Annotated in this window: 13 protein-coding genes; 5 read left to right on the top strand and 8 right to left on the bottom strand. The window is 40.8% G+C overall.

The window, feature by feature from the left end; translation table 11 throughout:
• Positions 1-75: 75 nt before the first annotated feature.
• The 6 genes from NDN11_RS14300 to NDN11_RS14275 form a co-directional block, all read right to left on the bottom strand.
• On the bottom strand, positions 76-1,020 hold the full coding sequence (locus NDN11_RS14300) for a transporter substrate-binding domain-containing protein (protein WP_251110016.1): 945 nt from the start codon (positions 1,018-1,020) through the stop codon (positions 76-78).
• 436 nt (positions 1,021-1,456) lie between these two features.
• Positions 1,457-2,644, bottom strand: coding sequence for an ammonium transporter (locus NDN11_RS14295; protein WP_251110015.1), 1,188 nt, complete (start codon positions 2,642-2,644; stop codon positions 1,457-1,459).
• Positions 2,645-2,995: 351 nt separating this feature from the next.
• On the bottom strand, positions 2,996-4,405 hold the full coding sequence (locus tag NDN11_RS14290) for a short-chain fatty acid transporter (protein ID WP_005208562.1): 1,410 nt from the start codon (positions 4,403-4,405) through the stop codon (positions 2,996-2,998).
• A 131-nt stretch (positions 4,406-4,536) separates the two neighbouring features.
• Complete coding sequence (locus NDN11_RS14285) at positions 4,537-5,178, bottom strand: CoA transferase subunit B (RefSeq protein WP_151715044.1); 642 nt, start codon at positions 5,176-5,178, stop codon at positions 4,537-4,539.
• A gap of 2 nt (positions 5,179-5,180) precedes the next feature.
• Positions 5,181-5,885: a CoA transferase subunit A gene (locus tag NDN11_RS14280; protein WP_070075836.1), complete on the bottom strand. Its 705-nt coding sequence runs from the start codon at positions 5,883-5,885 to the stop codon at positions 5,181-5,183.
• 179 nt (positions 5,886-6,064) lie between these two features.
• A complete protein-coding gene (locus tag NDN11_RS14275; protein ID WP_251110014.1) occupies positions 6,065-6,949 on the bottom strand; it encodes a LysR family transcriptional regulator in 885 nt (294 codons plus the stop codon).
• 504 nt (positions 6,950-7,453) lie between these two features.
• On the opposite strand from NDN11_RS14275, the gene NDN11_RS14270 reads away from it, so the two are divergent.
• Together NDN11_RS14270 and NDN11_RS14265 are read left to right on the top strand one after the other, a co-directional pair.
• Positions 7,454-8,878, top strand: coding sequence for a GntP family permease (locus NDN11_RS14270; RefSeq protein ID WP_251110013.1), 1,425 nt, complete (start codon positions 7,454-7,456; stop codon positions 8,876-8,878).
• Positions 8,879-8,948: 70 nt separating this feature from the next.
• Positions 8,949-9,734: a 3-hydroxybutyrate dehydrogenase gene (locus NDN11_RS14265; protein ID WP_251110012.1), complete on the top strand. Its 786-nt coding sequence runs from the start codon at positions 8,949-8,951 to the stop codon at positions 9,732-9,734.
• Between the two features lie 64 nt (positions 9,735-9,798).
• Here NDN11_RS14265 and NDN11_RS14260 read toward each other — a convergent pair whose 3' ends face one another.
• Positions 9,799-10,407: a hypothetical protein gene (locus tag NDN11_RS14260; RefSeq protein ID WP_251110011.1), complete on the bottom strand. Its 609-nt coding sequence runs from the start codon at positions 10,405-10,407 to the stop codon at positions 9,799-9,801.
• A 162-nt stretch (positions 10,408-10,569) separates the two neighbouring features.
• On the opposite strand from NDN11_RS14260, the gene NDN11_RS14255 reads away from it, so the two are divergent.
• On the top strand, positions 10,570-11,157 hold the full coding sequence (locus NDN11_RS14255; RefSeq protein WP_251110010.1) for a hypothetical protein: 588 nt from the start codon (positions 10,570-10,572) through the stop codon (positions 11,155-11,157).
• 103 nt (positions 11,158-11,260) lie between these two features.
• A complete protein-coding gene (locus NDN11_RS14250; protein WP_251110009.1) occupies positions 11,261-12,280 on the top strand; it encodes a coiled-coil domain-containing protein in 1,020 nt (339 codons plus the stop codon).
• Between the two features lie 295 nt (positions 12,281-12,575).
• Here the strand turns inward: NDN11_RS14250 and NDN11_RS14245 are convergent, their stop codons facing one another.
• The gene (locus NDN11_RS14245) at positions 12,576-12,722 is read right to left on the bottom strand and encodes a hypothetical protein (protein WP_251110008.1); all 147 of its coding nucleotides are present in this window, start codon (positions 12,720-12,722) and stop codon (positions 12,576-12,578) included.
• A 203-nt stretch (positions 12,723-12,925) separates the two neighbouring features.
• Here NDN11_RS14245 and NDN11_RS14240 point away from each other — a divergent pair, with 203 nt between their 5' ends.
• Positions 12,926-14,038 carry a hypothetical protein gene (locus tag NDN11_RS14240; protein WP_251110007.1) on the top strand — a complete coding sequence of 371 codons (1,113 nt, stop codon included), beginning with the start codon at positions 12,926-12,928 and terminating at the stop codon, positions 14,036-14,038.
• Positions 14,039-14,220 lie beyond the last annotated feature (182 nt).

The raw sequence follows: 14,220 nt of genomic DNA, 5'->3' as shown, positions 1-14,220 counted from the left end.
ATAACTCCTGAGAAGAAGCGGGAGAACATCCACTGTTCCCCGATTCCATAATAAGATTTTGGTTATAAGGACAAATTATTGATCCCGATCATGCGGACTGCTGATTAATGCTTTAAGTTGATCGGACATTGCAAAGTTTAGATTAATGTTCTTTGGTGGAATCGGTTGTTGGAACCATTTTTCATACATCTTGTTGATTTCACCAGAAGCATAGGTTGCCTTGATGGCATCATCCACGACCTGTTTAAAACCAGTATCGCCCTTACGCAGCATACAACCATAGATTTCATGGATTGGCGCGGTACCGACGATATCCCATTGAGTTGGATCTTTGGCTTTGGATTTTTCACCCGCAAGCAGAATATCATCCATCATAAATGCCACAGCACGGCCATTTTGCAGCATCAAGAAAGATTCAGCATGGTCCTTGGCAGAAATAATTTCTCCAATCCCTAGTTCTTGTTGATGTTGACGAATATAACGTTCAGATGTGGTTCCTGCTGTTGTCACCAATTTTTTGCCTTTTAAATCTGAAAAATCTTTAATTCCAGAGTTTTTAGCAGTCAGCAGTCGAGAGCCAACCTCAAAGAAACCAACAGAGAAATCGACTTGCTGCTGTCGTTCTTTATTGTTGGTGGTCGAGCCACATTCCAGATCTACCGTACCATTCGAAACCAATGGAATCCGGTTCTGACTGGTGACGAGGTTATAGCGGATTTTCAGATCTGGCATGTTGAGTTTCTGCTTTAGGGCTTCAACAACTTTAAGTTGTAAATCGTGTGCATAACCTACTGGCTGATTTGGGGTAGAGGCAATATAAGAAAACGGAATAGATGAATCACGATAACCTAGCACAATCGTGCCAGAGCTTTTGATTTTGTTTAACGTACCAGAGGCGGAAGCACTACCTTCAGCAGCTTTTTCACCTGCAGCGGGCGCTTTATTGTCACTACAGGCACTTAATCCAAGCATCAGAGTGCCTGCACAAAGTAGGGAGGTCATGGTGCGTTTAGGTGTCATATACAAAACTCCTTTTGTATCGTTATGATCGCATTCGTAATTGTTGCGGTTTAACCGTTCATTGTTATGAAAAATAATGTGTTCTTTTTTTATGCATAAAAATACATTATTTTTCATCTTAATAGACTTCAATACGATTGCTCAAGCTATATTCTTTACCGTTTTGTTAATAGTAACTGTCGATGAATTAAGCAATTTTTTAATGAATGAATTACAGTAAAAATTGCAAGAAACGTAAAGCATAATATGTGCCATGATGGCGATTTAGCTTTGCAATACAACGATAAAAAGCGCTATTGGACTGTGTATTTCAAACGCGGGCGATGACCAATCAATAAGTTCCTTATCTTGCAATGAACCCGTAAATTTGAGTCTATACCTTTTAATATTAGATAAAAAAAAGCGACGTTTCCGTCGCTTAAAAAGATTTTAAAAATTAGAACATCGATTCTTCAGAATTCGCTGAAATTTTGTGAATGGAAAGGTCTGCACCACGGTATTCATCTTCTTGAGAAAGGCGAATTCCCATGGTTACTTTGAGTAGACCATACACTAAGAAACCACCTGCAAGTGCAATGACAATACCTAAACTGGTGCCAATAATTTGTGAAATGATGGAAACACCACCTAGACCACCGAGGGCTTGTTGCCCAAAGATTCCTGCCGCAATACCACCTAATGCACCACATACACCGTGTAATGGCCATACCCCAAGTACATCATCAACTTTGAGTTTGTTTTGAGTGTAAGTAAATAGGTAAACAAATAGTGCACCCGCAGTAGCACCAATCACTAACGCACCAATTGGGTGCACAATATCGGAGCCTGCACAGATTGCGACCAATCCAGCCAATGGACCGTTGTGTAAGAAACCAGGGTCATCTTTACCCATGAAGTTTGCCGCTAAAGTTCCACCCACCATTGCCATCAGTGAGTTAATGGCAACAAGTCCCGAGATAGCTTCGACTCGTTGGGCACTCATCACGTTAAAGCCAAACCAACCCACGATGAGAATCCATGAACCTAAAGCAAGGAATGGAATAGATGAAGGCGGATGAGCACTGACACGACCATCATTTTTATAACGACCATGGCGAGCACCAAGTAAAATCACCGCAGCAAGTGCAATCCAACCCCCCATTGCATGAACCACAACCGAACCTGCAAAGTCATGGAAACTTGCACCAAAAGAGTTCTCTAACCACTTTTGCAGACCATAGTTACCATTCCAGATCATACCTTCAAAGAAAGGATAGATCAGCGCCACCAAGATCAATGTTGCAATCGCTTGAGCACGCATTTTGGCACGTTCTGCGATACCGCCTGAAATAATCGCGGGAATTGCAGCGGCAAAGGTGAGTAAGAAGAAACAGCGCATCAGGTTATAGCCATGATCGGCTGCTAAGGTACTGCCTGCATGGAAAAAGTTTTGACCATATGCAATCCAATAGCCTACAAAGAAATAGGCAATCGCTGAAATAGCAAAATCGGTGAGGATTTTACTTAATGCATTGACTTGGTTTTTATGGCGTACCGTGCCCAATTCCAAGAAAGCAAAGCCAGCGTGCATTGCTAATACCAGTACTGCACCGAGCAGTAAGAAAAATAGATCTACGTTTTGCATAGTGGTGCTCAAAAAAAGTGCTAAATTTTATTTTGATGCAAATATTTGATTCATTTTTTGCACCAAAATAGATTTAGTAAATCTAAAAACTCAAGCTGTATTGAAACAACTCAATTTGATGAAATTTATAAAGCAAAAAACGCACCAATTTAGAAATTAAATTGTAATTTTGATGAAAAGTGGTGCAATTCGCCTAAAAATAGCACAGTTCTGGGCACTTCTGAATGAAAGGCTGTGGGGGATTTGAATGCAAATGGGTAGATGGTTTTTATTGTGCTAAAGAATAGCTCGCGCCACTTTTCATATCCATGTTGTCAATATGAAAAGTAGCGCTGTGAATTGTTACTGGTCTTACATGACTGGTGGGCTATAGCTGAGGGTACGCCCTAAAATCCACAATAAGAACAGTACTAAAGGCAGATGGAACACCAATTGAGTGACGGTAAAACCAATCACGTCTTTGGCTTTGAGTTTTAAAATACCCAGCATCGGCAGCATAAAGAAGGGATTGATCAGATTGGGCAATGCTTCTGCCGCATTATAAATCTGTACCGACCAACCTAAATGCACTTGCAAATCATTGGCAGCCTGCATCACATAAGGCGCTTCAATAATCCATTTACCACCACCAGAGGGAACAAAGAAACCGAGTACCGCAGAGTAGATGCCCATCACAATCGCAAAGGTCTCTTTGGAGGCAATCGAGACAAAGAATTCAGCGATATAGTGTGACAGGGATAAATCCTGACTATTCAGCGCTTGGGTCATAATAAAGGCAATACTACCGTAGAGTGGGAACTGGATCAGAATACCCGACACAGCAGGCACCGCCTGACTGACAGCATTGAGAAAATTACGTGGAGTACGATGTAGTGCCAGACCCAACATCAAAAACACAAAGTTATAGGTATTGAGACTGGAAATGGCGATGATTGGATTGGTTTTTGAAAATTCGATAAACATCCAGATCAAACCTAATGCCACCACAATAATGGTTAAAAGCGGTGAGTTCTCTAACCAATCTCCAGGTCGGGTCGATTTGACTTCGGTCTTTTCCTCTTCTTCAAAATTAAGCTCAAAATCCTGCATGGTTTTGACATTGTCGCCCTTTGGCGCTGACCAATAAGCAATCGCAATCGAAACAATCACCAAGATCAAAGTCATCAGCATCGATTGCCACAGGAAAATGGTTTCGGTAAATGGAATCACACCTGTTAGGTTATAGATCGATTCAGGTAAGCTGGCTTTATTGGCCTGTAATTGTGCCGCAGAAGAGCTGATACCGAGTGCCCAAGTGGCCCCCATACCAATAATTGCGGCAGCGGCTGCTGCACGATAGTCCATCTGTAGCTCTTTACGCTTGGCTAGCGCAATCACCAATAACGCGGTCAAAATGGTACTAACCGCCCAATTCACCAATGAGATCAATAAGCTAACGGTGGCAACCAAGACAATGGCACTACGTCCCGAATGGGGAATACGTGCCATCTTTTGAATCAGCTTTTTCACAGGCGCAGAAACAGAAACCACATAACCAACAATAATCAGCATGGTCATTTGTAAGGTGAAGGGAATTAAGCTCCAAAAACCATTACCAAAGGAGCTGGCTACATCTTGTACCGATGCACCAATGCCAATGGCAGCAAAGGAAACGATAATCACGCCAAGTAAGGCAAAGATATAAGAGTCTGGAAACCATTTTTCCGACCAGTTACTAATACGCAGGGCAAAGCGTTCTAACAGGGCAGGTTGTTTATTCATCTTTCGCATCCATTTTTAATTTTATTGCACCTTACTCATTTGTCCTAAATGAGTTTTTGCTGTTGAGAAAACAGCGAAAAGTGATGCCATTACAGCATCACTTCAACGAGAAAAATAAAAGGGTGTGTACGTTAAGCTTTGGCTTCAATCAAAAGCTCAACACCTGTGGCATCTTGAATTTGTTGTTCAGTGACATCCGGTGCTAACTCCACCAGTTTGATGCCTTCTGCGACAACATCTAAAACGCCCAAGTCGGTAATGATACGATGTACGACTTTTTGGCCTGTCAGTGGTAAGCTACACTGTTTGACGATTTTAGCGGTACCATCTTTGGCATTGTGTTCCATCAGCACCACCACACGTTGAACGCCTGCAACCAAGTCCATCGCGCCACCCATGCCTTTGACTTTTTTGCCTGGAATCATCCAGTTGGCAAGGTCACCTTGTTCAGAGACTTCCATAGCACCCAGAATGGCAATATTGACGTGGCCGCCACGAATCATGGCAAATGATTCACTGCTTGAGAAAAATGCTGCACCTGCACGAGCGGTAACCGTTTGTTTGCCTGCATTGATTAAATCAGGGTCGAGTTGTTGTTCTGTTGGAAATTCACCAATACCGAGTAGACCATTCTCCGATTGCAACCACACATCCATGTCTTCTGGGATGTAGTTGGCAACCAGTGTTGGCAGGCCAATACCGAGATTGACGTAGAAACCATCTTGTAATTCTTGCGCGGCACGTTGTGCCATCTGTTCACGTGTCCATGCCATGATTATGCGTCCTGTGCTTTTAAGGTTTTTTGTTCGATACGTTTTTCTGGGGTGGCATTCAGCACCACACGATTGACATAAATGCCCGCTAAATGAATTTCATCTGGATCAAGTTCGCCAATTTCAACAATCTGTTCCACTTCGGCTATGGTGACCTTTCCAGCCATTGCACATTCAGGGTTGAAGTTTTGCGCGGTTTTACGGAACACCAGATTGCCAGCTTTATCCGCTTTATAGGCTTTGACCAGTGCCACATCTGCGGTCAGTGAAGGTTCAAGGATGTAAGTACGACCATTAAATTCGCGTTGCTCTTTACCTTCAGCCACCAAGGTGCCTGCACCTGTTGCGGTATAAAAGGCAGGAATGCCTGCACCACCAGCGCGTAATTTTTCTGCCAATGTGCCTTGAGGGGTGAGTTCAACTTCAAGTTCACCATTTAGATACTGGCGTTCAAATTCTTTATTTTCACCCACATAAGACGAGATCATTTTTTTAATTTGTCGGGTCTTGAGCAAGACACCTAAGCCAAAATCATCAATGCCTGCATTATTGGAAATGCAAGTTAGGCCTGTTACGCCTGTTTCTTTCAGTGCTTGGATCAAGGCTTCAGGAATACCACATAGGCCAAAACCGCCAACCGCAAATGTTTGTTGATCTTGCACTACATCTTGCAGTGCCAGTGCTGCGGTTGAATAGACTTTATTCATTTTTTTCACCTGTAAATTCCTTGGTTTCTAATAGTTTTAGCACTCAGGGATTATTTACAGAAGTTTAAATTTTTAAAGGATTAATGAGGGAAACTCATTAATACAATAAATTTCATCTATTTCACTCAAAAGGACGCTGTGGCGGGGCGGGTCCGTGTTGGAGTAGCGACCGAAATGGATTAGTCAAAATCATGTTGTAGCAAGATCTCGATAAACTCGGCTGAGATATTGGAAAGCTCAAAGTCTTTTTTATAGACAATGCCAATCGCTTGCGGTAGTTTGCCATCCTCAATTTCAATTAAGACATTATGTTCCTTGTCGATAAAATTTTGAAAATGGCGGGGTATGGCACTGACTCCCATATCCAATGCGACAAAGCTGGAGAGGGAACTGATCTGATGACATTCAACTTTTAAATCTAAAGTCAGATGATTTTTAAGACAGTTTTCTTCAATTAGATGACGAACAATCGAGGGATGTTGCAAGGTCACAAAGGGGTTGGCGCAGAGCTGTTTCCAACTGATCGAATCCGCACTTGCCAAAGGATGAGTTTTTGGTAAGAGCGCAAGGAAATCTTCCTCAAATAATGGTTTAAATTCCAGTTGATCATTGCGTGGTGGCTCAAAGCAAATGCCAATTTCAAAAATGCCATCCTGCACATTCTCCAGTACTTTTTCATTGGGAATGTCATGAATAGAAAAACTGATATTGGGATGCTTGGCTAGAAAGCTATGAATGACTTGCGGCAAAATCGCATGCGTGACAAAAGGCATCGAGGCAATGTTCAGAGTGCCGCGATTGAGTTTAAAACGTTGCTTGACGTCTTTTTCCATATCTTCCCAATTGGCGAGTAGCTTCTTGGCATAGGGAATCAATGAATTTCCTTCTTGTGTCAGCTCAACCCGACGGGTATTGCGTTTAAACAGCTTGCCGCCCAGCTCTTCTTCCAGTGATTTAATACTCAGACTTAAAGCAGACTGACTGAGATGCAATTCAGCAGAGGCATTTGCATAATTCAGGGTACGAGTCAAAGCCAGAAATGCTTTGAGTTGCTTTAAAGTCATGGTGGACGACCTATGCGGAAAGTTTTTGATTTATATGCTGTAATTTATAAAAAAAACAGCACATTGTGACTGGCATTTTTGTTAATTCGGTGACGAGAGGCAAGCCGTTTATTTTTAAAATCCCACATGTGATTATTCATTTATTTTATCTCAATATCGGAAAATGGATTTTAAAAAGAATAAGCTAAATATAATTTAATGGGATTAATGAGTATTTTTGAATAGTTGATTTATTTTATTAATCAATTAAATTATTTGATACTTATTTATTCAATATATTGATTTTTAATAATAATTAAAATTATTTATTTTGTTTTAATGGTCTTGTTTTTTGTGATTTTAATGCTATTTTAAAATACGTTTTAACATGCGTCATTGTTTTAGATTCTGTACTGTAATTAGCAGTATTTTGATTTTATTTATGGTTAGGATAACCACCACACAGTATAAAAAAAATAATTTGGTTGACCCTGACATATATTCTTTGGAATGGAGTAAAAGAATATGTGGGACTTATTTGTCATTCTGCTGTCTTTAGGCTTGCTGATGTACACAGCCTATCGCGGTTTTTCCGTGATTCTCATGGCACCGTTGTGTGCATTATTGGCAGTTTTTCTGATTAACCCTGCCAATGTGCTGCCGTTTTATTCGGGCGTTTTCATGCCGAAAATGGTCAATTTTATTAAAGACTATTTCTTGGTGTTCTTGCTTGGCGCGATCTTTGGCAAAGTGGTCGAAATGTCGGGTATTGCCGAGTCGATTGCCCGCACTATTGTCAATTTGATTGGCGCAAAAAAAGCCATTTTAACCGTGGTTTTACTCGGTGCCATTCTGACTTATAGCGGTGTCAGTCTGTTTGTGGCAGTATTTGCGATTTATCCATTTGCCAATCAGTTGTTCCAACAAGCCAATATTCCAAAACGTTTGATTCCTGGCACCATTGCCTTAGGCGCATTTACATTCACCATGGACGCCTTACCAGGGACACCACAAATTCAGAATGTGATTCCAACCACATTCTTTGGCACCAATATTTATGCAGCGCCGTTTTTGGGTGTGATTGGGGCGATTTTCGTCTTGAGCATGGGTCTACTATATTTGGAATCACGTCGTAAAGCTGCGGCTCGTGCAGGTGAAGGCTATGCAGGTTTTGCTGCTGAAGATGCAGTCTCGCAAACGGCAGTCGATATTGAGTCATCAACCCAAAACAATGGTTCAGTACTACGTCAATGCATGGCCTTTGTTCCGTTGATTCTAGTTGCAGTGATGAACCGTTATCTGTCTACGGCCATCAAAGAATGGTACCCAAATGGCTTTGATTTTAATGCAATTGGTCTAGCCAACTACACTGTTGATGTAGCAAAAACTGGGGCGATTTGGGCAGTCGGTTTGGCCTTGATTGTCGGGATTATTGCTGCGATTTTATTTGATTATCAGCGCGTGGTGACCAACTTTAAAGAAGGCGTTAATGCCAGTATCAGTGGTTCATTATTGGCGGTGATGAACACCGCTTCTGAATATGGTTTTGGTGCGATTATTGCGGCATTGCCAGGCTTTGCTCTGATTAGTCATGCACTGGGTACGACTTTTACCAATCCTTTGGTCAATGGTGCGGTAACTACGACAGTACTGGCAGGGATTACAGGTTCGGCGTCGGGGGGGATGAGTATTGCCTTGAGTGCGATGGCGGAAACCTATAACGCAGCTATTTTAGCTGCGGGCATTCCACCAGAAGTGATGCATCGTGTGGTAGCGATGGCATCGGGTGGTATGGATACACTTCCACATAATGGTGCAGTGATTACCTTGCTTGCGGTCACAGGCTTAACTCATAAGCAATCTTATAAAGATATTTTTGCGGTCACCATTATTAAAACCTTGGCAGTATTTGTGGTGATTGCTGCATTTACATGGTTCGGTATTGTCTAAGTCGAATTTATTTGAGCTTGTCAGTAATGACTGGTGAGCAATCAAGATCATCAAGAACAGGAGTAGAACAGTGACTCAACAACTCGAAGCCAAAGTGGCCTTTATTACGGGTTCTGCCAGTGGTATTGGATTAGAAATTGCGAAAAAATTTGCTCAGGAAGGCGCGAAAGTGGTGATTTCTGATGTCAATGCAGAGAAATGCCAGCAAGCAGTGGAGCAGTTAAAACAACAAGGTTTTGAGGCCTTATCTGCGCCATGTGATGTGACCGATGAACAGGCTTATAAAGCTGCAATTGATTTGACCAAGCAAACTTTCGGACGTCTGGATATCCTGATCAATAATGCGGGTTTTCAGCATGTCGCAGCAATTGAAGATTTCTCAACCGATATTTATCAGAAACTGGTACAGGTGATGCTGACAGGTTCATTTATCGGGATTAAGCATGTGTTTCCGATTATGAAAGCACAGCAATATGGCCGTATTATCAATATGTCTTCGATCAATGGCTTAATTGGTTTTGCAGGGAAGGCAGGGTATAACAGTGCCAAGCACGGGGTGATTGGCTTGACTAAAGTGGCAGCTTTGGAATGTGCCCGTGACGGAATCACCGTGAATGCGCTATGTCCAGGTTATGTGGATACGCCATTGGTGCGTGGGCAAATTGCCGATTTGGCCAAAACCCGTAACGTGAGTCTGGAAAGTGCTCTGGAAGATGTGATTTTAGCGATGGTACCGCAGAAGCGTTTACTCAGTGTTGAAGAAATTGCCGACTATGCGATTTTCTTAGCCAGCAGCAAAGGCGCAGGGATTACAGGGCAGGCGGTGGTTATGGATGGTGGATATACTGCGCAATAATCCATTTATGTGATTGAATATGCCGCCCAATTGGGCGGTTTTTTTATGAAATGCAAGTGATGAGCTAGCACAGCGCAATTCGTTTAATTTTTTCATCTGTTAAGAAAAATACAGAAGTTGCACAGGTTTCTTCTAAAACATTGACAGAAATACCATCACCCTTGAACTTTAGATAATGTTTTGGGTCAATTTGCTCATCAGCTAAGATATTTCCATCTTCATCAAAGCGATAATCTTCATCTACGTAAATATCTGTTTTAGGTGCAACTTCAAAAGTTCCGAAAATATCGAGGTCATAATCTTTATCTGTATTTTCGTAGTAATAAACTTTGTTGCTATTTGAGATACGGAATTCAAAGAGATATTTCATTCCTTTTTTATTTGGGTTTTTCAGCACTCGAAAAGTATCCAGATCTCCATCGCCATTAAAATCAATAAACAAAGGCTTTTTGAGATGGGTTGTATCGACTAAATAGCCTTTTGGTAGTGGAGTTGAATTATTGGCGAGATAATCGGATTCGGGGGTAGCGGGATTAAGCACCGATTCTGATACGGCTTGAGTCTGTTGAGCTGCCTTCTGTGTGGGTTGATCGCTTTCTGATGATGTTTTTGGTTTTTCATTACATCCAGCGAGCAAAATAAATGAGGTGAGCAATAGGATTTTATTCTTCATACAATTCGAGTATTTAAATGATGATGTATATAACGGATTTTAGCTTAAAAGTTGGGTTTGTCATTTTTAATGTTTAATTCAAATTGAGGAGTATGAGAACTTTCTTTAGCCGCTATTTTTTGAGTTAGAATGAATCAGCCTTTAATTCTAATACGACCTCATATGAACAATAAATTCATTAGTTTTTGCCTTTTATCAGTGTGTTTAATTCAGTTGAGCCAAGCCCAAGCAACGCCATTCAAAACTTATCAATCCGAGCCGTTGCATTGCGGCGAAGCGACTTTTCAAGTGATTTCATCCTGTTTTGATCCCGATGAAGGCGCATTGAGTGGAAGTGGGGGTGTCATGCGTGAATCTTGTCAATCAAGCCATTTGCTGGTGAATTGGAAAGGACAACAAAAGCGGATTGATTTTCCAATTGCAACCGCAGCACAAACGCAGCAATTAAAAAGCAAAGGCTATAAGTTGCAAAAAGTGATTCGCCAAGGAGATTGGTCACCACAAAGTTTGGCCTGTGGTCAGGCTAAGGGTATTACGGGATATTTTGTTGTAGTGAATCAAGCAACCACCAATGATTTGAATCAAGAGTACTTGGGCAAAGGATCACTGAGTGAAGAACCTGTATTACTGAATTTGAATGGTACTATGACCAGTGATGTACTTAGACAAAAAATCTATCCTTTGCTGAAACAAGATAAAGTTAAAATCACCAAAGTGGTTTCAGCCAATGCCTTATTTGGCGATGAGTAAAGCTTAGTTAAACGACTCGGTTGTCCAAACACGATATTGAAAGCATTTGCTGCCTTTATCGGCTGATTATTGCTACACTTTTTTATTTTCAGGTGGATGTGTTATGTCCTTTGATCTCAAAGTCAGTTTAAAGCAAAGGGCTGAACCTTCCTCACAGCAGAAAAAGCTGAATCGCCTGATTGATCAAATAGAACAGCAAAAAATCAGCCTTGCCAAATGGCAAAATGCGCAAGCCGAGATTCAACAACACACACGGCAAAAGCTGATGCCTGTGTATACCGAATTGCATGAAGTGTTGTTTCAGCAGCTAGATCAGCTTTGGACGCTGTTACAGCAGCATGAGTTTTCCAAAACTAATATGCAGCAATTGGATGAAAAAATTGCTCAGCTTGCCCAAATGTTAAAGCGTTCCAAAATGTTGAAGGATGAACAGTTAAAGTTGGTCAAGCAGATTGACACTTTTTATCAGCAACATGCTCAGCAATTGGTTAAAAAGAATAAAAAAGTACAGTCAGCTAAGTTTGAAGTTAATGAAAGTTCTGAGCAAAGTGAAGAATCAGAAGAGGATGATTTTGAGCAATATGCTGCCGAGCAGCAACAGGCACGGGAAGAGGCCAAGCAACTTCGACAACAGCAGAAAAGAGAACAAGCTGAGCAGATGGCAGCGCAATCGTTGAAAACGGTTTATTTAAAAATTGCTGCCATGATTCATCCTGACCGTGAGCAAGACGAGTCCAAAAAAGAAGAAAAAACCGAGTTGTTTCAGCAGGCGAGTCAGGCCTATGAACAGCAGGATTTGTTTTATTTATTAAAGCTACAGTTACAGTTGGAACAGAACAAAGGTGTTGGAGCTAAAGAGTTATCGGCAGAGCAAGTGAAGTTTTATAAACTCGCTTTGGATGCACAGAGTCAGCAGCTTGAAAGTCAAATTGAGGAGATTTTAGATTCTTTTCAGTTGGCGAAAAAAGTCAAAGCGGAGCATCTGCATATCAGTGATGTGTATAAAGCCATAGATGCGGATTGTGCTGAGTTAAAGCAGCAGTTGAAGTGGGAAAAAGAGCGTTTAAAACACATGAAAAAAGTGAGTGGGGTGGAGATGTTATTGGGGCATGGGGCTTTGTAAGCTTTTACATTCTACGGTGGGATAAGAGCGGCATATAATTATATATCTACATAAAATTTATAATGAAAATTCCCTCTCCTGAAAGGTGAGGGAATGTCGCGTATCAAATTATAAATTAATTCACAAAGGATGCTCCCTCTTCCTTAGGGAGAGGGCTGGGATGAGCTACTACAAATTACAGAGCAGTTTATTTAATACCACAATCACATATGGATTAAGTGTCGAAACTTCAGAATTTCTTTTGACCACGTTTATCAACTCAACGTAGGCAGCTGCTTGCCCCAGCGCATTAATTTTAACCAATCATTCCATAATCATCTTCCGTTGCCCAATCCTCCGTATAAATCCCACCTCGTACACATTGATGAAATTTTGAATAGTTCAAATCCTTAACTGCGCTCACATGTCCATGTTTTACAGGGTTGTAATGGATATAGTCCATATGTCGCTGATAATCCAATTCATCACGGATTACTTGAGTCGTATATGACTCATCCCAATAACGTCGTTGTCAGATTCCGCTTGCGCCTTTGTGTTGGCGGCCAACGCTTGCTGTTTGATTGATTTGATGAGTGGGTCATGTTTGAATTGAAAGTCGGAATAATATTCTTTGGTTATTGACCTACGAAGGGTTAGAGAAAAAGTATGAAAATAGAATTTCTATTAGAGGCTGAAATGTCTGATTTTTATTTCAGTGTGCTCAAAGATGATGCGGCGTTTTTTAAAAATAGGGAAGAAAATTTTTCAATTAGGATGGTTCCAGATAAAGATTATGGCAAGAAAATAGAGATACGCTGTCTTAGTGATGCGGAAGTGGATTCAGAAATTTATAAATTTGTAGATGGTTTTATCAAGAGAAGGTATTTAATTGGAATAAATCCTAAAATAAATCTTCCATATATTGTTCGAGATGAAGAGCAAATAGATGCTGAAGGTAATATAAAGGAAGGATTTCCTTGCCCATTAGATTTATTGCCAGATGACGTCCAATTGATTTGTAAAGAAAAAGAACTATTTCTAAATAGCACTCTTATGAGGTTTTTGTCTTTATTGCGATGGCATCAAAATATTGAAAACAGCCATAGGCCCTTAAAGAACTCACCAAGTTTTTATTGGAGAACAACAGGGGAAGGATTTTATCATGCAGTACCTTCTCCGCGACATCCTGTAATTAGTTTGAAGGTGAGGAAAGGTATTAAATGGAGTGATAGCGAAGTTGTAGAATTAGAGAAAATTTGGAAATCTAAGGATATTGAGGAGCCTCTAGCCCATGAGTTACTTAGAGAGGCAGTTTCAGTGTTAGATTCTAGTCCTAGGAGTGCATTGCTAATACTATGTTCTGCTTTAGAAATTGCAGTTAAACAACATGTCGGTTATATGGTTCCAAAATCGACTTGGCTTATAACTGAGTTACCAAGCCCCCCTATTATTAAAATTCTAAATAAATATTTTCCAGAACTGCATCCTGACAGCACTGTAGTTCCAAGCTGGGAAAAGTTAAGGAGCCTATTCAAGATATTTGATGAAATGATAGTTCAAAGGAACAAGTTGGCACATCGTGGGGAGTTCTCAGATGTGGATAGTCTAGGAAAGTACATTGATTGTGTTAGAAATTTTTTGTATATAATTGATGCTTTAGAGGGGCGTGAGTGGGCTAAAAGCAGGGTAGATACTAATATAAAAGAATTGCTTGGCTGGCCAGTAAATGCAGACGACAAACTCTTTAATGGGGTGTTAAAGGTACATGCTGGATTCTAAAAGTATTTTAAAATGGCTCACAGGGACGTAGGCTTAGGCGAGCCCAAGCCTACGTTAACTTTATATTCATTTTACAAGATTGGTGTATTGATAATTTTAATTAAATCAGTGACATTATCTTGGATAACTTTATTTACAGGGCCTTGGAATGTAACAGAACCAGTGCATACGTATTGATAATT

Origin of the sequence: Acinetobacter sp. C26M, assembly GCF_023702675.1 — a bacterium.
GTDB lineage: Bacteria > Pseudomonadota > Gammaproteobacteria > Pseudomonadales > Moraxellaceae > Acinetobacter.
Note: the sequence above shows the minus strand (reverse complement) of the source record. Positions and strands in the feature narration are given on the sequence as shown.

Bases quoted from the DNA above. Each gene is read 5' to 3' on its own strand.
- NDN11_RS14240 (WP_251110007.1), top strand. From the start codon at position 12,926: ATGAAAATAGAATTTCTATTAGAGGCTGAAATGTCTGATTTTTATTTC.
- NDN11_RS14250 (WP_251110009.1), top strand. From the start codon at position 11,261: ATGTCCTTTGATCTCAAAGTCAGTTTAAAGCAAAGGGCTGAACCTTCC.
- NDN11_RS14270 (WP_251110013.1), top strand. From the start codon at position 7,454: ATGTGGGACTTATTTGTCATTCTGCTGTCTTTAGGCTTGCTGATGTAC.
- NDN11_RS14285 (WP_151715044.1), bottom strand. From the start codon at position 5,178: ATGGCATGGACACGTGAACAGATGGCACAACGTGCCGCGCAAGAATTA.
- NDN11_RS14275 (WP_251110014.1), bottom strand. From the start codon at position 6,949: ATGACTTTAAAGCAACTCAAAGCATTTCTGGCTTTGACTCGTACCCTG.
- NDN11_RS14245 (WP_251110008.1), bottom strand. From the start codon at position 12,722: ATGGACTATATCCATTACAACCCTGTAAAACATGGACATGTGAGCGCA.
- NDN11_RS14255 (WP_251110010.1), top strand. From the start codon at position 10,570: ATGAACAATAAATTCATTAGTTTTTGCCTTTTATCAGTGTGTTTAATT.
- NDN11_RS14295 (WP_251110015.1), bottom strand. From the start codon at position 2,644: ATGCAAAACGTAGATCTATTTTTCTTACTGCTCGGTGCAGTACTGGTA.
- NDN11_RS14260 (WP_251110011.1), bottom strand. From the start codon at position 10,407: ATGAAGAATAAAATCCTATTGCTCACCTCATTTATTTTGCTCGCTGGA.
- NDN11_RS14290 (WP_005208562.1), bottom strand. From the start codon at position 4,405: ATGAATAAACAACCTGCCCTGTTAGAACGCTTTGCCCTGCGTATTAGT.
- NDN11_RS14300 (WP_251110016.1), bottom strand. From the start codon at position 1,020: ATGACACCTAAACGCACCATGACCTCCCTACTTTGTGCAGGCACTCTG.
- NDN11_RS14280 (WP_070075836.1), bottom strand. From the start codon at position 5,885: ATGAATAAAGTCTATTCAACCGCAGCACTGGCACTGCAAGATGTAGTG.